This is a genomic window from Vibrio sp. 10N.222.55.B11 (genome assembly GCF_041473705.1).
Classification (GTDB): Bacteria; Pseudomonadota; Gammaproteobacteria; order Enterobacterales; family Vibrionaceae; genus Vibrio; species Vibrio crassostreae_C.
On the sequence record NZ_JBFRST010000004.1, the window covers coordinates 317797 to 344425 of the forward strand.

25 protein-coding genes are annotated in these 26629 nt (G+C 45.0%); 4 read left to right on the plus strand and 21 right to left on the minus strand.

The genetic code is table 11. The features are described 5' to 3' along the window. Window positions 1-48: 48 nt before the first annotated feature. Window positions 49-513: a ribonuclease HI gene (gene rnhA / locus AB4503_RS02590; protein ID WP_372113544.1), complete on the plus strand. Its 465-nt coding sequence runs from the start codon at window positions 49-51 to the stop codon at window positions 511-513. A 98-nt stretch (window positions 514-611) separates the two neighbouring features. Here rnhA and AB4503_RS02595 read toward each other — a convergent pair whose 3' ends face one another. Further along, window positions 612-1394, minus strand: coding sequence for a class I SAM-dependent methyltransferase (locus AB4503_RS02595; RefSeq protein ID WP_017060724.1), 783 nt, complete (start codon window positions 1392-1394; stop codon window positions 612-614). 53 nt (window positions 1395-1447) lie between these two features. On the opposite strand from AB4503_RS02595, the gene gloB reads away from it, so the two are divergent. From gloB to AB4503_RS02610, 3 genes are all read left to right on the plus strand, one after another. Then, window positions 1448-2206: a hydroxyacylglutathione hydrolase gene (gloB, locus tag AB4503_RS02600; protein WP_372113545.1), complete on the plus strand. Its 759-nt coding sequence runs from the start codon at window positions 1448-1450 to the stop codon at window positions 2204-2206. Window positions 2207-2276: 70 nt separating this feature from the next. Next, a complete protein-coding gene (locus AB4503_RS02605; protein ID WP_017063374.1) occupies window positions 2277-3851 on the plus strand; it encodes a LysM peptidoglycan-binding domain-containing protein in 1575 nt (524 codons plus the stop codon). Continuing rightward, window positions 3848-4534 (plus strand): YIP1 family protein, encoded by a 687-nt coding sequence (locus tag AB4503_RS02610; protein ID WP_017060727.1) that lies wholly within the window; start codon window positions 3848-3850, stop codon window positions 4532-4534. The genes AB4503_RS02605 and AB4503_RS02610 overlap by 4 nt, the downstream gene beginning before the upstream one ends. 106 nt (window positions 4535-4640) lie before the next feature. Here AB4503_RS02610 and AB4503_RS02615 read toward each other — a convergent pair whose 3' ends face one another. The 20 genes from AB4503_RS02615 to tsf all read right to left on the minus strand — a co-directional run bounded on the left by AB4503_RS02615 (window position 4641) and on the right by tsf (window position 26494). After that, entirely contained in the window at window positions 4641-5483 is an 843-nt protein-coding gene (locus AB4503_RS02615; protein WP_017060728.1) for an endonuclease/exonuclease/phosphatase family protein, read from the minus strand. 61 nt (window positions 5484-5544) lie between these two features. Then, window positions 5545-5883, minus strand: coding sequence for a nitrogen regulatory protein P-II (gene glnB / locus AB4503_RS02620; protein WP_017063373.1), 339 nt, complete (start codon window positions 5881-5883; stop codon window positions 5545-5547). Between the two features lie 130 nt (window positions 5884-6013). Further along, the gene (locus tag AB4503_RS02625; protein WP_170791809.1) at window positions 6014-6337 is read right to left on the minus strand and encodes a cytochrome c; all 324 of its coding nucleotides are present in this window, start codon (window positions 6335-6337) and stop codon (window positions 6014-6016) included. A 46-nt stretch (window positions 6338-6383) separates the two neighbouring features. Beyond that, window positions 6384-7718: a tRNA lysidine(34) synthetase TilS gene (tilS, locus tag AB4503_RS02630; RefSeq protein WP_372113547.1), complete on the minus strand. Its 1335-nt coding sequence runs from the start codon at window positions 7716-7718 to the stop codon at window positions 6384-6386. 124 nt (window positions 7719-7842) lie between these two features. Further along, entirely contained in the window at window positions 7843-8802 is a 960-nt protein-coding gene (accA, locus tag AB4503_RS02635; protein WP_017060731.1) for an acetyl-CoA carboxylase carboxyl transferase subunit alpha, read from the minus strand. Window positions 8803-8847: 45 nt separating this feature from the next. Further along, window positions 8848-12327, minus strand: a complete 3480-nt coding sequence (dnaE, locus tag AB4503_RS02640) for a DNA polymerase III subunit alpha (RefSeq protein WP_017063372.1) — start codon at window positions 12325-12327, stop codon at window positions 8848-8850. A gap of 113 nt (window positions 12328-12440) precedes the next feature. Then, the gene (gene rnhB / locus AB4503_RS02645) at window positions 12441-13061 is read right to left on the minus strand and encodes a ribonuclease HII (protein WP_017063371.1); all 621 of its coding nucleotides are present in this window, start codon (window positions 13059-13061) and stop codon (window positions 12441-12443) included. Between the two features lie 33 nt (window positions 13062-13094). Further along, the gene (gene lpxB / locus AB4503_RS02650; protein ID WP_372113549.1) at window positions 13095-14291 is read right to left on the minus strand and encodes a lipid-A-disaccharide synthase; all 1197 of its coding nucleotides are present in this window, start codon (window positions 14289-14291) and stop codon (window positions 13095-13097) included. Window positions 14292-14420: 129 nt separating this feature from the next. After that, the gene (lpxA, locus tag AB4503_RS02655) at window positions 14421-15209 is read right to left on the minus strand and encodes an acyl-ACP--UDP-N-acetylglucosamine O-acyltransferase (RefSeq protein WP_050644950.1); all 789 of its coding nucleotides are present in this window, start codon (window positions 15207-15209) and stop codon (window positions 14421-14423) included. Between the two features lies 1 nt (window position 15210). Next, window positions 15211-15663, minus strand: a complete 453-nt coding sequence (gene fabZ / locus AB4503_RS02660; RefSeq protein WP_009847408.1) for a 3-hydroxyacyl-ACP dehydratase FabZ — start codon at window positions 15661-15663, stop codon at window positions 15211-15213. 93 nt (window positions 15664-15756) lie between these two features. Then, window positions 15757-16788, minus strand: coding sequence for a UDP-3-O-(3-hydroxymyristoyl)glucosamine N-acyltransferase (gene lpxD, locus AB4503_RS02665; protein ID WP_017063368.1), 1032 nt, complete (start codon window positions 16786-16788; stop codon window positions 15757-15759). Window positions 16789-16793: 5 nt separating this feature from the next. Continuing rightward, window positions 16794-17294: an OmpH family outer membrane protein gene (locus AB4503_RS02670; RefSeq protein WP_017056311.1), complete on the minus strand. Its 501-nt coding sequence runs from the start codon at window positions 17292-17294 to the stop codon at window positions 16794-16796. A 27-nt stretch (window positions 17295-17321) separates the two neighbouring features. After that, the gene (gene bamA, locus AB4503_RS02675) at window positions 17322-19727 is read right to left on the minus strand and encodes an outer membrane protein assembly factor BamA (protein ID WP_017069384.1); all 2406 of its coding nucleotides are present in this window, start codon (window positions 19725-19727) and stop codon (window positions 17322-17324) included. Between the two features lie 48 nt (window positions 19728-19775). Further along, a complete protein-coding gene (gene rseP, locus AB4503_RS02680; protein ID WP_017060736.1) occupies window positions 19776-21134 on the minus strand; it encodes a sigma E protease regulator RseP in 1359 nt (452 codons plus the stop codon). Further along, window positions 21131-22339 (minus strand): 1-deoxy-D-xylulose-5-phosphate reductoisomerase, encoded by a 1209-nt coding sequence (gene ispC / locus AB4503_RS02685; protein WP_372058920.1) that lies wholly within the window; start codon window positions 22337-22339, stop codon window positions 21131-21133. The genes rseP and ispC overlap by 4 nt, the downstream gene beginning before the upstream one ends. Before the next feature lie 51 nt (window positions 22340-22390). Beyond that, the gene (locus AB4503_RS02690; RefSeq protein WP_372113552.1) at window positions 22391-23233 is read right to left on the minus strand and encodes a phosphatidate cytidylyltransferase; all 843 of its coding nucleotides are present in this window, start codon (window positions 23231-23233) and stop codon (window positions 22391-22393) included. 15 nt (window positions 23234-23248) lie between these two features. Next, window positions 23249-24001, minus strand: a complete 753-nt coding sequence (locus tag AB4503_RS02695; protein WP_017066400.1) for an isoprenyl transferase — start codon at window positions 23999-24001, stop codon at window positions 23249-23251. A 98-nt stretch (window positions 24002-24099) separates the two neighbouring features. Continuing rightward, window positions 24100-24657: a ribosome recycling factor gene (gene frr, locus AB4503_RS02700; RefSeq protein ID WP_017060741.1), complete on the minus strand. Its 558-nt coding sequence runs from the start codon at window positions 24655-24657 to the stop codon at window positions 24100-24102. A 98-nt stretch (window positions 24658-24755) separates the two neighbouring features. Continuing rightward, window positions 24756-25487 (minus strand): UMP kinase, encoded by a 732-nt coding sequence (pyrH, locus tag AB4503_RS02705; protein ID WP_017060742.1) that lies wholly within the window; start codon window positions 25485-25487, stop codon window positions 24756-24758. 161 nt (window positions 25488-25648) lie between these two features. Beyond that, window positions 25649-26494: a translation elongation factor Ts gene (gene tsf / locus AB4503_RS02710; protein ID WP_017063361.1), complete on the minus strand. Its 846-nt coding sequence runs from the start codon at window positions 26492-26494 to the stop codon at window positions 25649-25651. Window positions 26495-26629 lie beyond the last annotated feature (135 nt).

Sequence of the window (26629 nt, forward strand, 5' to 3'; positions counted from 1 at the left end):
CTGTGTCAGACTATGCCGATAATGTGCTTGAGGTAATAGTATCAAATCATGACGAAACAAGTTGAAATTTTCACTGATGGTTCTTGTTTAGGCAACCCTGGTCCCGGCGGCTATGGCATCGTACTTCGCTACAAAAAAGTCGAGAAGACGCTAGCAGAAGGTTTCACGCTAACAACCAATAACCGTATGGAAATGCTCGCCGCTGTCGTGGCTCTGCAAACCCTCAAAGAACCTTGCTCTGTGATTGTGACCACAGATAGCCAATACGTGCGTCAAGGCATCACACAGTGGATTCATAACTGGAAAAAGCGTGACTGGAAAACAGCCGACAAGAAACCGGTTAAAAATGCCGATCTGTGGCAAAGGCTCGATAAAGAAACCGCTCGCCATAACGTTGATTGGCGCTGGGTAAAAGGACACGCCGGACACAGAGAAAACGAAATGTGTGATGATTTAGCGCGAAATGCAGCGGAGAATCCGACTCTAGAAGATACGGGCTATCAACCAAGCTAATCGTCTTTTTAATTAGACGCACATTTCAGAAAGCGATTTATAATTTCTTAAACTAATTGACAATTTCTCAATCGAATTGATAGATGAAAAGCCGACAACTAATCGGCTTTTTCTGTTTTTAGCGGATATGACGCTTTGGCTGAATCCATTGTACGGCGCGTATTGGTTCTAAAACTTGCCCCAACAGGCGAGAAACGTCGCTTAAGGTGCCAATGTGGTTTGATGGGTTTTAGCGGGTAAGTACGCTTACGAGCAACAATAAAGTATTGGCTTCCGGCGAAGGATGCACAACCACCTAAGCTGTTCTCCAACCACGTCCACATCGCTTGATACTTACTCATCGGAAACAGCGCGTAGGTGTCACAATGAATTACTTCATAGTTAAGTACACCTAACCAGTCTTTAATTCGACTTGGCGTGTACATACGCCCACTCCAGGGTAAGCTGTTCTTTCGCCAAGGCATCAAACTGGCAAGCCCAGTGACACTGATTGGGTTGAAGCCGGTGATAATGATATAGCCATCGTCCATCATCACTCGATCGACTTCTCTCAATAATCGATGCGGGTCATTGCTATAATCTAACTGATGACTCAACACTACAACATCAAAGCTTTTCTCCAAAAAGGGTAAATTATAGCCATCCGCTATCACATTATGTAATGGGTTCTGGATATCTAGGTTTACTTGATGTTGAATGTTGCATGTGCAGCTAGAAATCTCACTACTGAGGCCACCGAGCTTGAGCATATGGTAACCAAATAGCTTTGGGCACCACTCATCGAGTCGAGTTTGAATAGATTCTCTCAACCAGTCCCCATTGTGCAATTGCGCCCAAGTGTAAGGACGTTCAAACTTCTTTCTGCTACGTGCTGGCTTCATCAATAATCTGTCTCACTTATTCTGTCGCACTAAAAGTGACTGGAGAACCAATAATGTTACATATCAAAAGCATACCTGCATTTAACGACAATTACATCTGGCTGATTCAAAATAGCGATCGCCGTTGTGCTGTCGTCGACCCTGGTGATGCGACTCCAGTATTAGAGTACTTAGCGAACCATGAGCTAACTTTAGATGCAATCTTGATTACACACCACCACCACGATCACATTGGCGGCGTTCCAGAGCTGGTAAGACAATTTCCCGGCGTCGATGTTGTTGGCCCTAGAAATGAACCTATCCCAACATTAACGCATCCAGTTGATGATGGTGACCAGTTAGAGCTGTTTGGTGAAGTGTTCCTCGTGTTAGGACTCAGTGGACACACAGCTGGCCATATTGGTTATGTGGGTGATGCCAAACTATTTTGTGGTGATGTATTGTTCTCAGCAGGCTGTGGCCGAATCATGGAAGGCACACCACAACAGATGTTCGATGCGCTGAATAAGATCACGGCGCTTCCTCAAGAAACCGAAGTGTATTGTGCACATGAGTACACTGCAGCCAATATCGCTTTTGCATTAGCGGTTGAGCCTGATAACCAACATTTGCAGCAATATCGCGACCAAGTGAACCGACTACGAGCTCAAAATAAGTCGACCATCCCCACAAATTTGAGACAAGAGAAGTTTGTGAACCCTTTCTTGCGTTACACCGAACCAAGTGTAGTGAAATCAGTGTCTAATCGTACAGAGCAGACCGATCCTCTATCAGTATTCACCGCTTTACGTGCGTGGAAGAACGAATTTTAACAAATACAGACTTGTCACTCATAGGGGGTGGCAAGTATTATCATCGGCCGTTAATTAAAAAGGCTGTAACATGCGAGTTAAGTACAGCTGGGCTTTGGTATTACTACTTTCTGGTTGCCAATTAACTCAGTCAGAGAATCCAGACCAAGCTTCCGAGCAAACCAACACATCTCCTACTAAAGAAGTTTCTCAAGCGAACGTTTCATCAGAAGCAACAGCCAAAGAAGATCAAAAAGTTGAAGCACCTGTCGTTACTCCACAAACACAAGAAGATGTTTGGAAACGCATTGCGATGCAACTTGAAATGGAAGTGCCAGACCAAAAGAAGGTCGACTACTACCGAACTTGGTATCTCAAGCACCCGAGTCATCTAAAAACAGTATCAAAGCGTGCTGAACCTTTCTTGTATCTGATCACGACTAAGATTGAAGAAAAAGGCTTACCACTAGAATTGGCACTACTACCCGTTGTAGAAAGCTCTTTCGATGCGTTTGCCTACTCTCATGGCAGTGCTGCTGGTCTATGGCAATTCATTTCAGGCACTGGCAAAGACTACGGGCTTGAACAGAACTTTTGGTATGACGGCCGCCGCGATGTTGCCGCCTCTACCGACGCCGCATTGGACTTCCTCTCAGATCTTAACCGACGTTTCGATGGCGACTGGAATCATGCGATTGCTGCCTATAACAGTGGTGGTGGTCGAGTAAACAGCGCAATCCGCAAGAACAAGAAGCTTGGCAAGCCAATCGACTTTTTCTCTTTGGACTTACCAAAAGAGACCAGCAGCTATGTACCTAAACTGCTTGCTCTAGCAGATGTCATTGCCAACCAAGAAAAGTATGGCATCGATATTCCGGCGATCCCGAATAAGCCAGTGCTGACTCTGGTTAACCCTGAAGAACAGCTTGATTTAGCCATTGCTGCGAACTACGCAGGCATTCCTGTCAAAGAACTTCAAGGTTACAACCCGGCTTACAACCAATGGGCAACGGCACCAGAGAAACACCAACAACTATTACTTCCTTTAGATTCAGTTGAGAAATTCAACAAAGAAGTCGCTGCCAATAAAGGCAAAGGCATGAAGTTGGTGCGTTACAAGGTTCAATCTGGTGACAGCATTAGCGTACTGGCAAGCAAATATAACACCACCAGCAAAGTGATCCGCTCTGCAAACGGTTTGAGCAACAACAATATTCGTATTGGCCAGCACTTACTTATCCCAACATCCACCAAAGACGACAAGACATACGCCCTAAGCGCCTCAAACCGCCTAGCAAGCACACAGTCGAAGAGTCGTGGTCAATATAAGCTCAGCCATACTGTAAGAAGTGGTGACAGCCTATGGACGATTGCACGCGCAAATAAGGTCTCTCATCAATCACTGGCTAAGTGGAATGGCATGGGACCACGCGACACGCTTAGAGTTGGTCAAGAACTGGTCATTTGGAAGAACGGCTCAGACGGCGCCATCATCCGTACGATCTTTTATAACGTAAGATCAGGTGACACAGTCAGCGGTATTGCATCAAAGTTCAAAGTAAAAAGTACAGATGTTGTAAAATGGAACACTTTGCAGAACAAAAAATACCTACAGCCAGGACAAAAACTGAAGCTGTATGTTGATGTAACTAAGGTAAGTGTATGAACCCGTCAAGTAACCCACTCGTCATGCTGTTGGATATATTCCGTTCGCCAACAGCTTGTTTCTTAGCGCTTTATCAACGAAGTGCTTGGGGATGGCAACCCTACGTCGTATTAATGCTCAGCCCATTTTTGTTTTGGGGTGCTTATTTTTCGAATGTAGATTTTGCATGGTTAAGTGCAGAGCTCTCGCAGCAACTGGCTCAAACGAACCCTGACCAATTGGCGTTACTTGACAGCAATACCTTACTCGCAAGTGAAATCATCAGCGACGTATTTGGCCGAACATTAACCATCGTTCTATTGGCATTCTGGTTTAACCTAGCAACCAAGCCAAGCCAACATCAGCACAGCTTTTGGCGATGGTTTGCAGCGGCATCGGTTGTTATATTCCCAGCTGTTTTAGGTGATGTAGCAAGCTACGCAAGCCTGATACTCAAGCATGGACATGTGATGAACTACGCTGCCGACTTGAACAGCTTAAATGGCTTGATCAAGTTACCGCTAACTAATGATTGGTCACAGTTTGCTAGCTCATTACCACTGCTTCTGCCATGGTACATCGTGCTAGGTTATGCTGCGGTATTAACGTGGACTGAGTTTGAACGCGGGCAAGCGCTTGTGATTTCAGGCTTACCATGGGTTGGCTACTACCTAATCTGGGCGCTCTACATTTTAATCTTTTAAGTAGAAGAGATAAGGCTAGCGAAGACTCTCTAGCCTATTGTTCCGTTAGATTCCCCAAGGTAACCACCGTGCGAATGGTTAAGTTCCAATGACTAATAGCTAATCACTATTTAGCCTTAAAGGTCACTCGCATAGGGTTATGATCAGAAGCGTCCGTAATGGGCGCTTTTGCTTTTTCTACCTCTAGCCCTCGATAGAACACATGGTCGAGCACCAGTCCTGTAATGAACTGAGTTCTGTTATCTGGCTCAAAGGCAACTTCCGTCAAACCAACCTTCTCCAACGCATCTTTCAATACAGCAAAGCGAGCTTCACTCCAGCTATTAAAGTCCCCAGCAAAAATAACCGGCCCACGATACTTTTGCAGATTGTCAGTTAAGCTCTTGAGCTGAGCCTCGTAATCTTCCGTACCAAAGGTAAAGTTCACAGCGTGGATATTAATCACAGCCAGCTCTTCGCCATTGTTTAGTTGGTAACGCGACCAAAGCGCCGATTTAGGCAGTTGAAGCCAAGGTTCTTCATGAGTATAAGCACACGCTTCAATCGGTAAATGGGTTGCTAGGTTGAGTACCCCAGCACTTTGCTCAAAGGCCTCAAACGCATTAACACGTGTGCTTCCCCACTGTCCGCTCATTACCCATTGGCGAAGTCCTTCTGTCATACTAGCTTCTTGCAGCAAGACTAAATCGCTACCTGCCGACAGCTTATTTAACTCACTCTGCCAATTATTTCGGTTTTGCTTGTAGATATTCCACACCGTAATGTCTAAGCCATCAGACACATCAATCGCTTTCGGTGCAGAGTTTTGGTAGCAACTGTAGATGTCGTTACTGGTACTTTGAGAGGAAATGATCAGGTTGGGTTTATTCGGGATCACGAAGATAAAATGAAAACTAACGACAGCAAGCGTTATCAATAACGTGATAACAATGATGGTTTTCTTAAACATACAGCACCCTACCAGAGATGAAAAAGGAGCGATAAACGCTCCTTTTAGGGTAATAGTTTTTTTATACGGCGTCTTCGTCTTCTTCGCCAGTACGAATACGTACCACACGTTCAACTTCAGTAATGAAGATCTTACCGTCACCAATTTTACCTGTTTGAGCCGTCTCAATGATGGTATCAACACATTGGTCAGCCACTTCGTCGGTCACAACGATTTCTAGTTTCACTTTAGGTAAAAAGTCGACCATGTACTCTGCGCCGCGGTATAGCTCAGTATGACCTTTTTGACGTCCAAAGCCTTTAACTTCAGATACTGTCATACCCGTAATACCCACTTCTGCAAGTGCTTCACGTACATCATCAAGTTTGAATGGCTTGATAATGGCTTCAATCTTTTTCATGTTCATCCCTTAAACTGTGCGAATGGCTCATTATCGGTTAGCTATAGTAAACATTCAATGAAAAAAGCCAGAGCTTTAAAGCTCTGGCTCGAAATTTATCATCTTGTTTAATCAGCGCTTTGAGAAGGTTTTACTTAAGGCTTGCGTAGTAAGCGGCTAGATTCGCGATGTCTTCATCACTCAGCATTGAAGCTTGAGCCTGCATTACAGCGGCCAAACCGCCGGTGCGCTGGCCATTCTTATAGGCCTTAATTGATGAAGCGATGTATTGCTCGTTTTGACCTTTAAGGTTTGGATAGCCAGGGATCACTGCGATACCGTCTGCACCATGACATGCCGCACAGATTGCTGCTTTAGCTTGACCCGCAGCAACATCAGCCGCCAGAGCGTTACCACTCAATAGTCCAAATCCAAGAACTAATCCTAGTGTAATTTTCTTCATTGCATATTCCATTAATTATTTTTATTAAAGTGACGGTGAATTGTGACATAAACTTTTTCTACTTGCTCCAAAGCGCTTCACAATCTTGACCTTCGTAGTTTTTATCTACGAATAAGCCTAAAACAGCGATCACTCGATCGCCATCCATTAATATCGGCGTTCTGCGTCTTAACCAACTGGGTACTTGGTACTCTTGAAACAACTTCTTAAGCTTCCTGCTATGACCGCGCCCAACAGGGTGTGCTGACAATCCCTCAGGGTTAAATATCACTCGCAGTGTTCCTCTCGTTGTGTTGAGACTAAAATGTTGCGCATCACAGTGGTTAGATACACCATCACTCGCCGCTGAAGTTAAGTGTAGTTCCCCTAAACCGTCAGGCAAAACTAAGCTCTCTTCCATCGAGATATCACTTTGCCAGTTCGACAAGTCTTTGGTCTCTTTTACGACATAGAGCTGATGATTAAAACGTCTAACCTCAACCTCATTCAACACCAGCTTAGGGTTGGCGTCTGCCTGAGCACATGCCACCTCATCCCATATAAGTTTGAGCTGCTTTTGGCTCGGCATCGGTTGATTACAGCGGCTCAGCCACATTCTTAATAAGCGTGCACGCAGTAAATCAGAGTGCTGAGATAATACCTCAATACTTAAGCTGTGCTTCTCAGTCAAAGCTTGTTGTAAGTGAGATTCTAACAACTCATCCAACAGTAACTCTTGCTCTGCACATAGCTGAGCACTACGACTGACCGATTCTCGAAAACTAGGCCAACGCTCGGTCAGTGTCGGAGTGACTTGATGACGAATAAAATTACGGTCAAAGCGAACGTCTTGATTACTCTCATCTTCTACCCAAGTTAAAGCCATATCGCGCGCCGCCCCTTCAATATCCGTTCTCGTCACCGACAGCAGTGGGCGAACGATATGAGCACCTGAAAATGGCATCACTTTCGCCATTGAAGAGAGCCCTTTCGGACCACTGCCACGCTTAAGAGCTAACAAGAAGGTCTCGACTTGGTCATCGATGTGCTGGCCTGTCACTAACACATCACCTTGTCTAATATGCTTTTTAAGGGCTTGGTATCGCGCGTCTCGAGCCAGCTTTTCAACGCTTTCTCCACGGCTAATATCTAGCGAGACTCGTTCAATGAACAAGGATACCGACAAAGCATCACACCATGTTTTGCACTGCTCTGCCCAATAATCAGCATTGTTGCTTAAGCCGTGGTGAACATGTACCGCACAGCAATCGATGTGATGGGACTTAGCGAATTGGGCAGCCAACTCCAACAACACTCGTGAATCGACACCACCACTGAAAGCGACGATCAACCGACAAGGCTTAAGCGCGCTTTGATCAAGTACAGATGTGAAGGTATCAATTAAGTGTGTCATGAGGCTAATAAACCAAGAGATCGTGTGTTAAGGGATAATGTTTTAATAATAAAAAAGGGTTGGCACTGAGTCCAACCCTTTCATCATTTGTTCGTATAGCTAGCCTTATCGCTAAGGCAAGTTATCAGCAGTAGCCGTAGCTCATTAGACGCTGGTAACGACGCTCAAGCAGCGTTTCGTTATCAAACTGCTCTAGCTCTTCTAGCTGTTTAACTAACATGTCTTTCATGTTTTGAGCGGTTTGTGCAGGGTCGCGGTGCGCGCCACCTAGAGGCTCAGGAATGATTTCGTCGATAAGCTCAAGCTCTTTAAGACGAGGAGCAATCAGGCCCATCGCTTCAGCTGCTTGTGGTGCTTTATCTGAATCGCGCCATAAGATTGAAGCACAACCTTCTGGAGAGATTACTGAGTACGTAGAGTACTGAAGCATGTTCACGTAGTCACCAACACCAATCGCTAGTGCACCACCAGAACCGCCTTCACCCACAACGTTACAGATAACAGGAACTGAAAGGCCAGCCATCACTTTTAGGTTTTTAGCGATAGCTTCAGATTGACCACGCTCTTCAGCACCAACACCTGGGTATGCGCCCGCTGTGTCGATGAAAGTAATAATAGGCATGTTGAAACGCTCAGCAGTTTCCATTAGACGTAGCGCCTTACGGTAACCTTCTGGCTTTGGCATACCAAAGTTACGGATCACTTTCTCTTTAGTCTCACGACCTTTCTGGTGACCAATAACCATAACAGGACGGCCATTTAGACGAGCCATACCACCCACAATAGCTTTGTCGTCAGCGTAAGCGCGATCGCCCGCCATCTCTTCAAACTCTGTGAATGCATGCTCCAGGTAATCTTTGGTGTAAGGACGTTGAGGGTGACGAGCAAGTTGAGCTACCTGCCATGCACCTAAGTCACTAAAGATTTTCTGTTTAAGCTCTAAGCTTTTTTTCTCTAGTTGTTCGATTTCTTTGTCTAGATCTACCGCTGTATCACCACCGTGACGCGAAACGTCACGTAGCGCTTCGATTTTTGCTTCAAGTTCAGCGATAGGCTTTTCAAATTCTAGAAAGTTCAGGCTCATCTATGAATCCTTGTTGATTCAGCTCCGCATTCGCGAAGCTAAATTTTAGTTAAATTCGAGTTCTACTTGGCTATTTCCAAGCAGCTGTTTTAATTCGTCTAGTAATGTATCACTTGGCGTCACGCGCCATTCTGTGCCCAATGTTAACCGCGCTCTAGCGTCGGCACGCTGGTAGTATACATTGACTGGGACCGTTCCGGCTCTATAAGGTTCTAAGATTTGACTAAAGCGTTCAAAAAATTGACCGTTAATTTGGGATTGGTCGATAGATATCGACACCCCACGAGCATATTTCTCACGGGCGCTTCCTAAGTCCATGACCTCGCGCGCGGACATTTTAAGCCCGCCATTGAAATCATCAAAGCTGACCTGTCCGGAAACGACCACAATTTTGTCTTTTTCGAGCAATTCTGCGTAGCGATCGAGCGCATCCGAGAACAACATCACTTCCATTCGGCCCGAACGGTCATCAAGTGTCATCAAACCAATTCGCGTGCCGCGCTTCGTCGTCATCACTCTCGCAGCAATCACCAAGCCTGCAATTGTTAGTGATTGGTCACGACGCGTTGGCGTGGCATCTTTCAAACGACAGCTAGTGTATTTCGCTAACTCTTTGATGTAAGCGTTAACCGGGTGACCCGTTAAATACAAACCAAGCGTTTCACGTTCACCTTCAAGCCAAACCTTCTCAGGCCATTTAGGCACTTGGGTATACTTGTGTTCAACCTCTTCCGGAGCGTCGGTCAACACGCCAAACATATCAGATTGACCAAAAGACTCGGCATGATGATGTTGACTCGCCGCCTTCACCGCATCTTTCAAAGATGCCATCATTGCCGCTCGGTGAGGACCTAATCTATCTAAGGCTCCGGATAGAATCAACTTTTCGATAACACGTTTGTTGACCTTCTTCAGATCAAGGCGTGCACAGAAGTCGAATAAGTCTTTAAAGTAACCGCCTTTATTTCGCGCTTCAATGATCGCTTCAATAGGGCCTTCACCGACCCCTTTGATCGCACCGATGCCATAAACAATCGCGCCATCTTCATCCACGTTAAAGCGGTACAGACCCGAGTTGATATCTGGTGGTAAAAGCTTGAGCTTCATACGGAAACATTCATCAACAAGGCCAATAACCTTCTCGGTGTTATCCATATCTGCCGTCATTACCGCAGCCATAAATTCCGCTGGGTAGTGCGTTTTCAGCCATAGCGTTTGATAAGAAACCAGTGCATATGCTGCGGAGTGAGATTTGTTAAAGCCGTAGCCCGCAAATTTCTCTACCAAGTCAAAGATCTTCATGGCCAGCTCGCCATCAACACCATTGGCTTCAGCACCCTCTTTAAAGGTACCACGCTGCTTTGCCATCTCTTCTGGCTTTTTCTTACCCATCGCACGACGCAACATATCCGCTCCACCAAGCGTATAGCCAGCAAGGATCTGTGCGATTTGCATTACCTGCTCTTGATACAGGATGATGCCGTACGTAGGTTCTAGCGTCTCTTTCAGCGATTCGTGTTGCCACGTTTCATCTGGGTATGAAACCGCTTCTCGGCCGTGCTTACGGTCGATAAAGTTATCTACCATGCCTGATTGCAGAGGACCCGGACGGAACAAGGCTACCAATGCGATAATATCTTCAAAACAGTCCGGTTGTAGACGTTTGATCAGGTCTTTCATACCACGCGATTCCAGCTGGAATACCGCGGTGGTTTCAGAATTTTGTAATAGGTTAAATGACGCTTGGTCATCAAGAGGAATCGACTCGATACGAACCGGCTCTTTGCCTTCTTTCTTCAGGCGAGGGTTTACAAGGCCTAACGCCCAATCGATGATGGTCAGAGTACGTAGACCCAAGAAGTCGAACTTAACCAAACCGGCGGTTTCAACGTCATTCTTATCGAATTGCGTTACTGGGAAGTTACCTTCTGCATCGGCATAGATTGGCGCAAAATCGGTGATCGTGGTGGGTGAGATAACAACACCACCTGCGTGCTTACCGGCATTTCGCGTACAACCTTCAAGGATGCGACACTTATCAATCAGCTCACGAACTTCTTCATCGCCATCGTAAAGCTCTGGCAATGCAGGTTCAGCAAGGAATGCTTTCTCTAGCGTCATACCCGGGTCTGGCGGTACAAGCTTTGAAATTCGATCGACGAAACCAAACGGGTGGCCCAATACACGGCCTACATCGCGGATTACCGCTTTTGCCGCCATGGTACCAAAGGTGATGATCTGAGAAACGGCATCACGACCGTACATTTCAGCCACGTGATCAATAACTTGGTCACGCTTATCCATACAGAAGTCGATATCGAAATCGGGCATGGATACACGTTCTGGGTTCAAGAAACGTTCGAAAAGTAGATCGTATTCAAGTGGATCGAGATCGGTGATATCCAAGGCGTAAGCGACTAGAGAGCCGGCACCAGAACCACGGCCAGGACCTACTGGCACATCGTTGTCTTTTGACCACTGGATGAACTCCATTACGATCAAGAAGTAACCTGGGAAACCCATGTTGTTAACAACTTCGAGCTCAATCTTGAGTCGCTCATCGTATTCCGGTCTGCGCTCAGCACGCACTTTTTCATCTGGGAATAGGAACGCTAGACGTCGCTCAAGGCCTTCTTCAGATTTCTTGATCAAGAAGTCTTCAATCGCCAAACCTTCCGTTGGGAAGTTAGGCAGGAAGTACTCGCCCAGACGAACCGTTACATTACAACGCTTAGCAATCTCAACACTGTTCTCAAGTGCTTCAGGGATATCGGAGAACAACTCGCACATCTCTTCTTCGCTACGAAGATACTGTTGCGCGCTGTAATTTTTAGGACGACGAGGATCGACCATAGTGAAACCATCATGAATTGCCACGCGGATTTCATGGGCATCAAACAGGTCTTCAGTTAGGAATACTACTTCGTTGGTTGCAACAACAGGCAAGTCTTCCTGCTCAGCCAGTTCCAACGCAAAGTGCAGGTAAGACTCTTCATCCGGACGTCCGGTACGAATCAGCTCAAGGTAAAAACGATCAGGGAAGTATGTTTTGTAAAACTTGACATTGCTTGCAACCAGTTCACGGTTACCTTTCAGTAACGCTTTACCGATCTCACCTTCCTTCGCACCCGATAGAATGATCAGGCCTTCTGCATTCTCAATTAGCCACTCTTTATCAATAACAGGCTGATGCTGAACATGACCACGAAGGTAGGCTTTTGAGATGAGTAACGTTAGGTTGTTATAACCTTTATTGTCCGTTGCGATAACGGTGAGCTTGGTCAACTCGTCACCGAATTCCGGAGACTGCATCAAGAAGTCAGCACCAATAATAGGTTTAACCCCACACCCATGGGCAGTACCGTAAAACTTCACCAAACCACACAGGTTGGTAAAGTCGGTCAATGCTAGAGCAGGCATACCCATTTCAGCGACTTTTTTAACTAATGGTGGCACCTTGGATAGGCCATCCACCATCGAAAAGTCACTGTGTACGCGTAGGTGAACAAATTTTGGATCTGACATTATTTTTCCTGAGTTCTAGGTTTGAGCCTAGGATTACAACTGTGTGTATTCTATTTTTTTCTAATACAAGTTAGCAACTTTATTCGATGCTAAGCTCTAGTTAACGTAAAGCTCTAGTCTATGCCAAGAATACGTTTTACTGGCTTAAAGCTCTTTCGGTAATGCTCGGTTACACCATGTTTTTCAATCGCTTCGAAATGCGCTTTGGTCGGGTAACCTTTATGCTTAGCAAAACCAAACTCTGGATGAAGTTTATCAAGATCTTCCATCTCTTGGTCACGAACGACTTTTGCGATAATAGACGCCGCACTGATTTCAGCCACTCGCAAGTCACCCTTCACAATCGCAAGACCATCCATCGGCAGTTCTGGGACACGGTTTCCATCTATCAACGCCATATCAGGTTGAACGCTCAAACCTGCGATAGCTCGCTGCATAGCTACCATCGTCGCTTGCAGAATATTCAACTCATCAATTTCTTGTGGAGAGCAACGACCGACAGACCACGCTAAAGCTTTCTCTTTGATTTCTGGAAGCAGCGCAAGACGCTTTTTCTCAGATAATTTCTTTGAGTCGTTCAAGCCTTCAATTGGGTTGTTTGGATCGAGGATAACCGCAGCAGTCACCACGTCGCCAACCAAAGGGCCACGTCCTACTTCATCCACGCCAGCAAACAGCTGGTAGCCTTGCGGGTATTCAAATGGAGGAAGCTCTTTTTTCTCTTTTACTGCCATAACTAATCTCTTAATATTCTGTAAGTAAGCGCTTTATGCTTCAACAAAAGGTCGGTCAATCAATTTCAATACTGCGTTAGCGGCTTGTTTGTCTGCGCCTTTACGGATCCAGTGATGCATCTCGGTAAAGCGTTCGATCAAGGCACTGTTATCGGCTGATAGCATTTTATCGACAGACGGGAACAAAAAGTCTGGGTGACACTCTTCAAGAATATGCTCTTTCACGATCTCTTCACCGGCCAAAATATTCGGCAGTGACACAAACTCAGTGATCGCCAACTTCTTAACAATGTAACCCGTCAGCTTATTTACTTTGTAACCAACCACCATAGGGCGTTTAAGCAACATACATTCGAGAGCCACGGTACCTGAAGCCAAAAGCACAGAATCAGCGGCGGTAATCACGTTGGTTGCCGTATCTTCGACTAACGTGAATTCAAGCTCAGGTGCGGTCGATTGCCAGATTTCAGTAAACTGCTTTTTACGTTGCTCGTTAACGAGCGCAACAACAAAGTTGATATCCGGATACTTCTGCTTAATACGCTGGCAAGTTTCGATAAATGGCTGAGCAATCAAACCCATCTCACCGCCACGACTGCCCGGCAGTACGGCTAACCACTGCTTGTCTTGATCAAGACCTAACAGCTCTCGAGCATCTTGTTTACTTGGCTCTAAAGGAATCGCGTCTGCCAACGTGTGACCAACAAACTCACAGGCAACGTTATATTTATCGTAGAACGCTTTTTCGAACGGCAAGAAAGCCAATACCAAGTCAGTTGCTTTGTCGATTTTAAAGATACGTTTGGGACGCCAAGCCCACACTGAAGGGCTCACGTAATGCACCGTTTTGATGCCAGCGTTCTTAAGGTCTAACTCAAGCCTTAGGTTGAAATCGGGCGCATCGATACCCACAAACACATCTGGCGGGTTTTGAGTGAAATACTTTACCAGCTCTGCTTTCACTTTTAATAAGCGAGGCAAACGGCCAAGTACTTCAACTAAGCCCATGACAGCCAGCTCTTCCATCTCGAAAAGAGACTCACAACCAAGCGCCTTCATTTTTGGTCCGCCAATACCCACGAATTCAGCGTTCGGGTACTGCGATTTGATTGCTTTGATAAAACCTTCGCCAAGCGTGTCACCAGAGAGTTCTCCGACAACGATACCTACGCGCAGTGGTTCATTCGAAACAAAGTCCGTGCTGTTGGTTGCTGTTTCTTGCTGTGCCATAGTTTTCCAATTCCCTTCTTGCCTAAAACAAAAAAGATCGCCTAATGATTAGCGATCTTTTTGTTATACCAATCTGATTAAGTAATTATTGTCATACTTACGCGGATTGGTACACAACCACATCCAGTATTAACGAATAATACCGCGCTCAGAGTTCTCTAGCATTTCTAGCATAGGAGCCACCGAAGTAAACTCTTTCGCCATTTCAACTAAAGCCGCTTTCGCTTCTTCAAGTGTTTTACCTGAACGGTATAACTCTTTGTACGCTTTCTGTAGTGCACGAATTTCAGGTTTCTCAAATCCGTTACGCTTCAAGCCTACTAGGTTAAGGCCGAATGGAGCCGCGTGGTTACCCTGTGCAAGCACGTACGGCAGTACATCTTGAACAACTGCAGAACAGCCACCAATGTATGCGTAAGCACCAATTGAGCAGAATGGGTGAATCGCAGAAAGTGCCATAACACCAGCGTAGTCGCCAACCGTTACGTGACCGCCAAGAATAGCGTTGTTACCAATGTGAGTGTGGTTACCAACAATAACATCGTGCGCTACGTGAGCATTAACACAAAGTAAGTTGTCATCACCAATCACTGTGGTTGCTTTGTCTTGAACCGTACCACGATGGATTTGAACCGCTTCACGAATTACGTTGCGATCACCGATCACAACTGTTGTGTCTTCGCCGCCGTATTTCTTGTCTTGGTTTTCTTCACCAATAACAGCGTGTGGGAAGATACGGTTTTCTTTGCCAATGGTTGTGTGACCTTTGATCACAACGTGCGACATCACTTCAGTGTCGTCACCAATTGTCACGTTACCAGCAATGTAAGTGAAAGGCCCAACCGTCACGTTAGCACCGATAGTTACATCACCTTCGATTACTGCTGCCGGGTGAATTTTCGCTGTTTCATGAATCATATTAAAACTCTCTACGAGCACATTTAAGTTCAGCTGAACATACAACTACGCCGTCAACCTTAGCAACACCATTAAACGATGCGATGCCACGACGTTCTTTTAAGAATTCAACTTCGATAACCAGTTGGTCACCTGGTACTACTGGCTTACGGAATTTAGCTTTATCTACGCTAGCAAAGTAGTACAACTCGTTGCCAGAAGGCGCACCGAAAGATTTGAATGCTAGAAGGCCTGTTGCTTGTGCCATTGCCTCTAAGATCAACACGCCTGGAAATACAGGAAGCTGAGGGAAGTGGCCTGTGAACTGAGGTTCGTTAACAGAGACATTCTTAATTGCGGTCAGTGTTTTTTCTTTTTCAAAGCTAGTCACACGATCAACCATTAAGAATGGGTAGCGATGAGGTAATAGTTCCTGAATTTCAGTAATGTTCATCGTTGTCTGTTCAGTAGTCAAAGTCGTATTCCTATATATATTCTTTATTTAATTAGAAGGATTATAAACGAAAAAGACTCGCTGTACGCGAGCCTTTTATTAGAAATGCTGGAATTATGATTCCGCGCTCTTCTCGATAAGTTTTTCAACGGTTTTCAAACGCTTGTTCATTTCATCAATTCGATGAACACGCGTTGCTGTTTTACGCCAATCTTTATTTGGCTGTAAAGGAATACCTGAAGAGTACATGCCTTTCTCAGTGATGCTGCGCATTACCATCCCCATACCGGTGATTGTAACGCCATCAACGATTTCAATGTGACCATTAATCACACTGCCGCCACCAATAATACAGTACTTACCTATCGTCGTGCTGCCTGCGATGATAGTACCACCCGCAAGAGCAGAACCATATCCGATGTGAACATTGTGAGCAATTTGAAGTTGGTTATCTAAGATAACGTTATCTTCAATGATTGTGTCATCTAATGCACCACGGTCAATGGTAGTACACGCGCCGATTTCTACGCGGTTACCAATGCGAACAGAACCCACTTGCGGGATCTTAACCCACTCACCTTTCTCGTTCGCATAGCCAAAGCCATCAGAGCCAATAACAGTACTTGATTGGATCAGACATCCTTCACCAATCACAACTTCATGGTAAACACTTACGTTAGCCCACAGCTTAGTGCCTGCGCCAATTTTTGCATTTTTACCAATAAAGCAACCAGCACCGATGATCACATCATCACTAAGTACTACACCAGACTCAATCACAGCGTTCGCGCCAATAGACACATTTTGTCCAATGGTTGCTTCGCTAGAGATTGAAGCAGAATCAGCAATAGCCGCTGCGGGAGCAGGAGTAGTATCAAGCGCTTGAGCAACTTTAGCAAAAGCAACATAAGGGTCATTAACCACAATCACGTTAGTCTTGCACAGTTGACGCTCACTCTCTTTAACCATAATAGCGGACGCTTTACAGTCACCTAGGTGCTTGCTGTACTTCACGTTAGAAAGGAACGTAATGTTACCTTCTTGCGCTTTATCCATCGGAGCGACTGCTGAAACGGTAATTGTACCATCTCCGTGTAGCTCTCCCCCGGTAATCGTTGCCAATTCGGCTAAAGTCAGATTCTTCATAAAACTTATTTCAGTGCTTTAATTACTTTCTCAGAGATGTTGTATTCTGGCTTGCCGTATTGCAGAGCTTGAATATCAACGATCATGTCGTAGCCTTCTTTCTCTGCAACTTTCGTTACAGCATCTTGAATCACTTTGAATAGCTTCTGCTTCTCTTGTGCTTCACGACGTTGGCTTGCTTTTTCTAGTGCTTGAGCTTTGATTTTGTACTTGCTGTCTAGTTGGCCTACTTCGATACGTAGCTTCTCAACTTCGTCAGGACCTAGTAGCTCGCCATCACGCTTAAGCTTTTCAATCTTCGTTTTAGCTTCAGCTTGAATGCTCTGTAGCTCAGCTGCTTTGTCTTTGAACTCTTCCTGCATTTTTTGAAGAACAACTTCACGCTGAGGTAGAGCCTGGAATACTTGTGCAGTGTTTACATAACCCACTTTTTGCGCAGCTTCAGCAGCTGTTGCAAAGAAAGAAGAGCTAAGAACTACAAGGCCTAAACCTGCTGCTTTAATCATATTTTTCAAAATATTGTCCTTTAAATATTAGAAAGTTCTACCAATGGTGAATGTGAAGAATTCCTCATCATCACCTTCGTAAACTTTAATTGGTTTCGCTAGAGAGAAAACCAGTGGGCCCATCGGTGACATCCATTGAAGGGCTGCACCATAAGATGAACGGTAATTTGTTGGATCAGAGTAATCGTAGTAGTACTGGCCGCCACTGTTAGGTGCGCCACGGTCTACGAACTCGGTATCCCATACACTTGCCATATCGAAGAAGACACTGGTACGAATTTGGCTGCGCGCTTCATCAGAAGCAAACGGCGTTGGTACAATTAACTCTAAGCTTGCTAAGGCAACCGCGTTACCACCCACTGAATCATCAGTAGCGGTATCATAGGTTGGGTTATTACCTGTGCTGCTGCCGTAAACGGCTTTCGGGCCAGCTGAGTTAGAGCCAAAACCACGTAGGGTTGTAAAACCACCTGCGTAGTAGTTCTCGTAGAATGGGAACAAGTTATCGTTACCATCTGTTTGACCATAACCATTACCATAGCCTAATCGGCCGCGCATCAATAGTGTGAACTCATGCTTTTTGGTCAGCGGGATGTAATGTTTTACATCGTACTGCATTTTGAAGTACTGAGCATCAGAGCCTGGTACCGTCATTTTAGCGAAAGCACGTTGGTGGTTACCCTCAGTTGGGAAGAAACCACGGTTCAAATTGTTACGCGTCCATGAAATATTGATATCGAAGTCATCGGTTAAGATGTGCTCATCACCGTATTGGTCGATACTTCTCGCAAACTGTTCAACCTGGATATAAGTCGGTACGTTACCGATCTTGTTGTGCGTATAGCCAACACCGAACTCAATGCGGTTCAGCTCATCCATAGGGAAACCCCAGGTTAAGCTCGTACCATAACTTTGGTTGGTATAGTCGACGATGCCCGCTTCAGAGGCTTCAAATTCGTTGTAGAAGATCTTACCGCCTAAGCTCACACCATCCAGGTTCCAGTATGGGTCACGGTAGTCTAAGCTCACGTTTTTTTGGTAATCGTTCATCATGGCACTTACGCCAACACGGTTACCAGAGCCCGCAAAGTTGTCTTGTTGCAGGCCAACTTGGAAACTCACACCAGATTCAGTACCGTAGCCGACACCAAAGTTGATACTGCCTGAGTTCGCTTCCTTAACGTTGTAAACCAAATCAACTTGGTCTTCACTGCCAGGAACACGCACTGTTTGTACATCAACCGTTTCAAAGAAACCTAAACGGTTAAGACGGCTCTTACCGGTATCAATGGACTTAGAGTTAAGCCAGCTGCCTTCCATTTGACGCATTTCACGACGCAGTACTTCGTCTTTCGTTGAGTTGTTACCCGTGAATCGAATATCACGAACATAGATACGGCTGCCCGCTTCTACATTGATAACCAACGACACTTCTTTGGTCTCATCGTCAAATTCAGGAATCGTGCGAACTTGTGGGTACGCGTAGCCAGATTCACCAAGAATTCGTTTTACGTTCTCTTCCAAAGACGTTACCGAAGAACCGTTGTACGTATCGCCGTCTTCGAATGGCACTAACGCTTCGAAGTCAGCCTCACGACCGATTAATTCACCACGGAAAGAGACATCTTTAACGGTGTAGGCTTCGCCTTCATCGAGGCCAAGCGTGATGTAAACACCTTTTTTGTCTGGAGAGATCGCCACCTGCGTAGAGTCAACCTTAAACTTAAGGTAACCACGGTCAAGGTAGTAAGATTTCAGCGCTTCGATATCACCGGCTAATACTTGCTTTTGGTATTTTTCATCCGCAAGGAAATTCCACCATGCAACATCAACATTCAGATTGAAACGACTAAGCAGTTCAGAGTCAGAGAAGACTTCATTACCGATAAAGTTGATTTGCTGAATCTTAGCGGATACGCCCTCAGTAAACACAAACTTAAGGTCAGAACGGTTACGTGGCAGAGGTGTCACAACCGCTTTTACTGTCGCGTTGTACTTACCAACACTGTAGTAAAAATCTTCAAGGCCTTTTTCAATGTTACTCAGCGTAGTACGGTCAAGGGCTTCACCTTCACGAACACCAGACGCATCTAGGTTCTGCTGAAGCTGTTCTTCTTTAATCGCTTTATTACCAGAGAATGAGATGCTTGCGATGGTCGGTCGTTCTTGAACTTGAACAATCAATACACCTTCATCACGAAGTACTTTAACGTCCTCAAAGTTGCCCGAAGCATACAATGCACGAATGATCTCAGACACATCGCTTTCATCCACTTCATCGCCAATACGTACTGGCATTTTCAGTAGAGCTGCACCAAGTGCTACACGCTGTAAACCTTCGATCTTGATATCTTGAACTACAAAGTTTTGTGCTCCGTTCGCAGCCACACTAGTGGCCAATAGACTTGCGAACAGAATTTGCTTAATCGCCATACTTATTCTAATTATTCCTTGCTACTACCAATGCCTGTGAGAAACCATTCACAGACGAGTAAAATCGTTAAATATTGCCAGAGCCATCAATGAGAAGAGGATTGCCCCTCCCACTCTGTATCCCATTTCCTGAACTTTCTCAGGTACCGGTTTACGAGTAACGGCCTCAATAGCGAAAAACAGCAAATGTCCGCCATCAAGCATAGGCAGCGGAACCAAATTAATAATCCCTAAGTTAACACTAATCAGAGCCAAAAAGCCCAAGAAGTAAACCAGACCATAATCGGCGGTTGTACCTGCACCTTTAGCGATTGAAATAGGGCCACTCAAGTTGTTTAAGCCAACATCACCAACGATGAGCTTCTTAAGCATTGTCAGTGTCAATCCAATGATTTGACCTGTTTTATCAAATGCTTTTCCTACAGACTCAATTACACCAAATTGTAACTCAAAGCGATAATCTTCTGGCCATTCTGCGACTTCCGGAGCAATACCTGCATAGCCGATTGTCGAACCATCAGAAAGCTCGCGGCTTTTTGGCGTCATAACCAATGACTGCTCGGCACCATTTCGCAATACGACCAAGTCCAATGATGTCATTGGATTAGCACGAATTAACTCAACAACCGACTGCCACTGTTCAATAGGTTGCCCGTTAATCTCAACAATTTTATCGCCAGCTTCAAGACCTGCATCGTATGCAGCGCCATCATCAATGATTTGAGCCAGTACGGTCGATATCTCTGGAGAATACGGTCTAAAGCCCAGCGTTGTCATTGCAGATTCAGTTTCTGGGTTGAACGACCAGTCTGAAATATCCAATGTCATTTGTTGCTCAAAGCCGATGTCGTCTTGAGAAGCAACCGTCACTGTCATGGATTGATCACCAATGTGCGATATCAACCCCATATTGACTGATTCCCAATCTGCGGTTTTGATTCCTGAAATAGATTTAAGTTCCATTCCAGTTTCAATTCCGGCTTGTGCAGCAATAGATTGTGGAGTGACTTCACCAATCACGGGCTTAACCGCGGGTACGCCAATCAAAAATACTAACCAATACGCGAACACCGCAAAGATAAAGTTGAATGCAGGGCCTGCACCCACAATCGCCGTTCGTTTCCAAAGCGGCTTCTTGTCGAAAGCGTATTGCTGTTGATCTTCAGAAAGATCGTCAACACGACCATCGAGCATCTTAACGTAGCCGCCCAGTGGAATCACTGATAAGCTGTATTCAGTACCATCACGGCCCACTTTACTCCAGATTGATTTACCAAAACCAATCGAGAATTTTTCAACTTTCACACCACAACGACGAGCGACCCAGAAGTGTCCAAACTCATGAACAGCAACCAGAATGCCAAGCGCTACGATAAAAGATGCGAAGTTCCACAGAATTCCACTCATGTTAGCTGCTCTTTAATAAATTGAATGGCTATTTGACGAGACATATTATCGAGCTCGAGAAGGCTTTCCAAGCTATCTAAGCCCTCAGAGTTATGTTGTTCACATACTTTGCTCATAACGTGTTCGTTAATGACAGCAATATCGGTAAACTTCACCTGATTGTTCAAGAAAGCATCGACCGCGATCTCGTTTGCTGCATTAATGGCTGTTGTCGCATGCTGACCTAAGTAGCACGCTTCAATCGCTAACCTCAAACACGGGTAACGACTGAAATCTGGTTCTAAGAAGGTAAGCTCACCCACTTTAGTAAAGTCTAAAGGCTTAACACCCGCCTCGGTACGATTAGGGTAAGACATCGTCAAAGCGATTGGCGTCGCCATATCCGGTTCGCCCATTTGAGCAAGTACAGAGCCATCCTTGTACTGGACCATAGAATGAATCACAGACTGAGGATGAATAATCACTTTTAACTGCTCTTGCGAGGCATTAAATAACCATTTCGCCTCAATGTACTCTAAGCCCTTATTCATCATAGTCGCTGAATCGACCGAGATCTTAGGACCCATAGACCAGTTAGGGTGTGCAATTGCGCGTTCAGGAGTCACTGATTCGAGTTCAGCCACATCGGTATAACGGAAAGGACCACCCGAACCAGTCAAAAGAATATGGTTGATACCGTTCTCTTCTAAATCACAACGACCTAGGTTAGTTTGTACGCTTTGAGGTAAACATTGAAAGATAGCATTATGTTCACTATCGACTGGAAGTAGTTCTGCACCGTACTTTGCTACCGCATCAATAAACAACTGCCCAGACATTACCAAGGCTTCTTTATTAGCAAGCAAGATACGCTTACCAGCCTTAACCGCAGACATAGTAGGAAGTAAACCTGCCGCACCAACAATCGCAGCCATTACCGTATCCACTTCCTCTAAAGAAGCAACCTGACACATGCCTTCAGTGCCTGAAAGTACTTTTACGTTAGGGTAACTCACGGACAACACTTCAGTCAGTTGAGACGCTGCATCAGAGCAAGCCATAGCAACATAGCTTGGTTGCCACTTTTCAACTAACGCCAGCATCTTTTCAACATTCGAGCCTGCAGCCAGTGCAACCACTGAATAGAGATCTGGGTTTTGCTCAACGACTTTTAGTGTACTTGCACCAATTGAGCCGGTAGCGCCAAGGATAGTTAGATTTCGCATCACATATGACCGTAGAAATGTAATAAAGGGCAGAATCACTGCCCTTTTTTATTAGAATGCTAAATAAAGCAGAGCAAAGACAGGGATTGCAGCCGTTAAGCTATCTATTCTATCTAGTATACCACCATGACCAGGAATCAGATTACTGCTGTCTTTCACCCCAGAAACACGCTTAAACATGCTTTCAACAAGGTCACCTAGAACAGAAATAACAACGGTCACAAGGGTAATAACAATCATGTGAAGTGGGCTTGTGAATTGGATGTCAAACAAGTCAGCAAAGATCCAAGCCACGATCACCGCAGTAATAATGCCACCGATAAGACCTTCAATCGTCTTATTAGGGCTTACCGCTGGTGCCATTTTACGCTTACCAAAACTCTTTCCTGAAAAGTATGCGCCGCTATCTGCAGCCCAAACAAGCAAGCAAACAAACATCACCAGTTTAGCACCGTGGTAAGGATCAACATCGATACCGTTAGCACGCAGGATAACCACACTCCAGAAGAATGGCAGCAGAGTCAGCACACCAAAGGCGTGACGAAGAAGAGAAGAGTCTTTCCATGCAGGCATAGACTTAGGATAAGTCACCGCCATGCCACTCGCGATTACCCACCAAATCGAGCCAATCGTTAGAATGGCGTAGTGAGCAGTAGACAAGTTATTAAGGCTAAATGCATCAAAAGGGATAAAAGCAAAACTTGCAGCACTTACCACAACCGTTGGAATCAACGCTACATAACGTGATTTGCTTTCAACAAACTGAGTCCACTCCCAAAAACCCAATAGCGAGATTACCGCTAGTGAAAGAATAAATGTAGGAAGTGATAACTCGAAAATACCTAGAATAACTAGGGGAGCTAAAATCAACGCCGTAATAATTCGTTGTTTCAAACCAAAAAATCCTTATTAACTGTCCATCAGAGCTTTAACTTGCTCACCGGTGCATCCAAAACGACGCTCACGGTTAACAAACCAAGTCACAGCTTCTACTAAGCTGTCTTCATTAAAGTCTGGCCAGAATTGTTCAGTGAAATACATTTCGGCGTAAGCCAACTGCCAAAGCATAAAATTACTAATGCGGCATTCGCCACTGGTACGGATAAGTAGATCGACTTCAGGAATATCTGCCATTGTCAGGTGCTGTGTAATCATAGCTTCATCAATGTCATCTACATTAATATCACCAGACTTTACCTGTTGAGCAATAGAGGTCATTGCTTGCTGAATATCCCACTTACCGCCGTAGTTAGCTGCAATATTAATAACCATACCCGTATTGGTGCTAGTCAAAGCTTCCGCTTCTTCTATCTTCTTTTGTAGTCGATCATTGAAACGACTTTTATCACCAATAACACGAAGTTGTAGATTATTTTTATGAAGCTTTTTAACTTCACTCGACAGCACTGAAATAAACAGTTCCATCAAGATACCGACTTCTTCTTCAGGACGACGCCAGTTTTCGCTACTAAATGCAAAAAGAGTAACGGCTTTAATGCCAAGTCTGGCTGCAGAAGAGATAGTTTTACGAACGGCTTGAACACCGTTTTTATGGCCAAAGACGCGAGGCTTGCCCTGAGCTTTTGCCCAGCGACCATTACCATCCATAATGATAGCAATGTGTTTAGGAAGAGAGTCTGTGAACGCTTGAGAATTATGCATAAAAGAGTGAATCAAATTCTAATAGTCGAACAGAGTAGCATAAAAAAACGCTGCACCGTGAGTACAGCGTTTTTCCGGAAAGAAAAGAATATGGAAAATTAAACTTCCATCAACTCTTTTTCTTTAACAGCTAGAACTTCGTCTACGTTCTTAACCGCAGCGTCAGTTAGCTTTTGAATTTCGTCTTGTGCTTTACGATCTTCATCTTCAGAGATTTCTTTATCTTTAAGAAGTGCTTTTAGATCGCCATTCGCGTCACGACGGATGTTACGGATAGCAACACGGCCACCTTCAGCTTCGCCACGAACGATTTTAACTAGGTCTTTACGACGCTCTTCCGTTAGCGGTGGAAGTGGAACACGGATAACTGTACCCGCAGACATAGGGTTTAGGCCTAGATCAGATGTCAGGATTGCTTTTTCAACTAGAGGAGTCAGCGTTTTATCAAACACTGTAATAGCTAGTGTACGTGCATCTTCAGCGATAACGTTAGCTACTTGAGTCAAAGGCGTTGGAGCACCGTAGTACTCAACAGTAAGACCAGAAAGTAGGCTCGGGTGCGCACGGCCTGTACGAATCTTTTGCAGGCTGTTTTTTAGTGCATCAACACTTTTTACCATGCGCTCTTGAGCGTCTTTTTTGATTTCGTTAATCACAATTTCACCTTGATTATGTTCTTTCTTCAAGAAAGCTTTTTATTTGGAGTGATAAGGATAAGCTTACCAAGGTACAACACCTCAGTAAGCCCGAAAAATTAGTCAGCATCGCTGATTAATGTACCTTCAGTTTCACCCATAACCACGCGACGTAGTGCGCCTGGTTTATTCATGTTAAATACACGGATTGGCATTTTGTGATCACGTGCTAGCGTAAATGCAGCCAAGTCCATTACTTTAAGTTCTTTATCAAGAACCGTGTTGTAAGACAACGTATCATACAACTCTGCGTCTGGGTTTGCTACAGGGTCAGAAGTAAATACACCATCTACTTTTGTCGCTTTTAGAACTACGTCAGCTTCGATTTCGATACCACGTAGACATGCAGCAGAATCCGTAGTGAAGAATGGGTTACCCGTACCAGCAGAGAAGATCACAACGCGACCTTGACGTAGTTGGCTGATTGCATCTGCCCAGTTGTAGTCGTCACACACACCTTTAAGAGGGATTGCAGACATTACACGTGCGTTTACGTAAGCACGGTGAAGAGCGTCACGCATTGCAAGGCCGTTCATTACCGTTGCAAGCATACCCATGTGGTCACCAACAACGCGGTTCATGCCAGCTTCAGCAAGACCAGCACCACGGAACAAGTTACCGCCACCGATAACAACACCAACTTGAACGCCTAGTTCAACCAATTCTTTTACTTCTTGAGCCATACGATCAAGGATCGTTGGGTCAATACCAAAACCTTCTTCGCCTTGTAGCGCTTCACCGCTAAGTTTTAACAGAATACGTTGATACACTGGTTTAGGGTTCGTAGTCATGGAGTTTACCTTCCAAAGAGTTGATGATTAACAGTCATGGATAAAAACTGAGTAAGTCAGTTTGCATTCATAACCACTAACGTTGCCTTCAAAAATAGTTCACTATTCATAAAAAGACCGCAGCATTTGCCACGGTCTTTTTTCAAACAATACGCTAAGGATTAACCTTTTTGTACCGCTGCAACTTCGTCAGCGAAGCTCATTTCAGCAGCTTTCTCGATACCTTCACCAACTTCTAGACGTACGAAGTTAGATACTGCAGCGCCTTTTTCTTTAAGGATTTCGCCAACAGTTTTCTTAGGTTCCATGATGAAAGCTTGACCAGTTAGAGAGATTTCGCCCGTGAATTTCTTCATACGGCCGATAACCATTTTCTCAGCGATCTCTTGAGGCTTGCCTTCGTTCATAGCGATTTCAACTTGAACTTCTTTCTCTTTAGCAACTACGTCTGCAGGTACGTCTTCTGGGTTAACAAACTCAGGACGAGAAGCAGCAACGTGCATAGCAACGTGCTTAAGAGTTTCAGCTTCGCCTTCACCAGCTACAACAACACCGATTTTCTCACCGTGACGGTAAGAAGCTAGTGCAGCACCTTCAACGTAAGCTACGCGACGGATGTTGATGTTTTCGCCGATTTTAGCAACTAGAGCAACGCGAGTTTCTTCGAACTGTGCTTGTAGCTCTTCTACAGAAGCTTTAGAAGCTACTGCTGCAGCTGCAACTTCTTCTGCAAACGCAGTGAAGCTAGCATCTTTTGCTACGAAGTCAGTTTGGCAGTTAACTTCAAGAAGAACAGCTACACCGTTCTCTTCTTTGATGATGATTGCGCCTTCAGCAGCAACGTTACCAGCTTTCTTAGCTGCTTTCGCTGCGCCAGATTTACGCATGTTTTCAATTGCTAGTTCGATGTCAGCGTTTGCTTCTACAAGCGCTTTCTTACATTCCATCATGCCAGCGCCAGTGCGCTCGCGAAGTTCTTTAACTAGAGCAGCAGTTACAGTTGCCATTCTCTATTCCTCGGTTGATTCGAAAATAAGGTAAAAATCAGGGGCCAAAATGAGGCCCCCAATCTAACTATAACTTAGCTTACATTTAATAAAGATTTCAAAATCTATATTAGCTAAGCCAAGCGTGATTCAGAG

Excerpts from the sequence above, each read along its gene's own strand:
- rnhA (WP_372113544.1), top strand. The coding sequence starts at position 49 with ATGACGAAACAAGTTGAAATTTTCACTGATGGTTCTTGTTTAGGCAAC.
- AB4503_RS02595 (WP_017060724.1), bottom strand. The coding sequence starts at position 1,394 with ATGAAGCCAGCACGTAGCAGAAAGAAGTTTGAACGTCCTTACACTTGG.
- gloB (WP_372113545.1), top strand. The coding sequence starts at position 1,448 with ATGTTACATATCAAAAGCATACCTGCATTTAACGACAATTACATCTGG.
- AB4503_RS02605 (WP_017063374.1), top strand. The coding sequence starts at position 2,277 with ATGCGAGTTAAGTACAGCTGGGCTTTGGTATTACTACTTTCTGGTTGC.
- AB4503_RS02610 (WP_017060727.1), top strand. The coding sequence starts at position 3,848 with ATGAACCCGTCAAGTAACCCACTCGTCATGCTGTTGGATATATTCCGT.
- AB4503_RS02615 (WP_017060728.1), bottom strand. The coding sequence starts at position 5,483 with ATGTTTAAGAAAACCATCATTGTTATCACGTTATTGATAACGCTTGCT.
- glnB (WP_017063373.1), bottom strand. The coding sequence starts at position 5,883 with ATGAAAAAGATTGAAGCCATTATCAAGCCATTCAAACTTGATGATGTA.
- AB4503_RS02625 (WP_170791809.1), bottom strand. The coding sequence starts at position 6,337 with ATGGAATATGCAATGAAGAAAATTACACTAGGATTAGTTCTTGGATTT.
- tilS (WP_372113547.1), bottom strand. The coding sequence starts at position 7,718 with ATGACACACTTAATTGATACCTTCACATCTGTACTTGATCAAAGCGCG.
- accA (WP_017060731.1), bottom strand. The coding sequence starts at position 8,802 with ATGAGCCTGAACTTTCTAGAATTTGAAAAGCCTATCGCTGAACTTGAA.
- dnaE (WP_017063372.1), bottom strand. The coding sequence starts at position 12,327 with ATGTCAGATCCAAAATTTGTTCACCTACGCGTACACAGTGACTTTTCG.
- rnhB (WP_017063371.1), bottom strand. The coding sequence starts at position 13,061 with ATGGCAGTAAAAGAGAAAAAAGAGCTTCCTCCATTTGAATACCCGCAA.
- lpxB (WP_372113549.1), bottom strand. The coding sequence starts at position 14,291 with ATGGCACAGCAAGAAACAGCAACCAACAGCACGGACTTTGTTTCGAAT.
- lpxA (WP_050644950.1), bottom strand. The coding sequence starts at position 15,209 with ATGATTCATGAAACAGCGAAAATTCACCCGGCAGCAGTAATCGAAGGT.
- lpxD (WP_017063368.1), bottom strand. The coding sequence starts at position 16,788 with ATGAAGAATCTGACTTTAGCCGAATTGGCAACGATTACCGGGGGAGAG.
- AB4503_RS02670 (WP_017056311.1), bottom strand. The coding sequence starts at position 17,294 with ATGATTAAAGCAGCAGGTTTAGGCCTTGTAGTTCTTAGCTCTTCTTTC.
- bamA (WP_017069384.1), bottom strand. The coding sequence starts at position 19,727 with ATGGCGATTAAGCAAATTCTGTTCGCAAGTCTATTGGCCACTAGTGTG.
- rseP (WP_017060736.1), bottom strand. The coding sequence starts at position 21,134 with ATGAGTGGAATTCTGTGGAACTTCGCATCTTTTATCGTAGCGCTTGGC.
- ispC (WP_372058920.1), bottom strand. The coding sequence starts at position 22,339 with ATGCGAAATCTAACTATCCTTGGCGCTACCGGCTCAATTGGTGCAAGT.
- AB4503_RS02695 (WP_017066400.1), bottom strand. The coding sequence starts at position 24,001 with ATGCATAATTCTCAAGCGTTCACAGACTCTCTTCCTAAACACATTGCT.
- pyrH (WP_017060742.1), bottom strand. The coding sequence starts at position 25,487 with ATGACTACGAACCCTAAACCAGTGTATCAACGTATTCTGTTAAAACTT.
- tsf (WP_017063361.1), bottom strand. The coding sequence starts at position 26,494 with ATGGCAACTGTAACTGCTGCTCTAGTTAAAGAACTTCGCGAGCGCACT.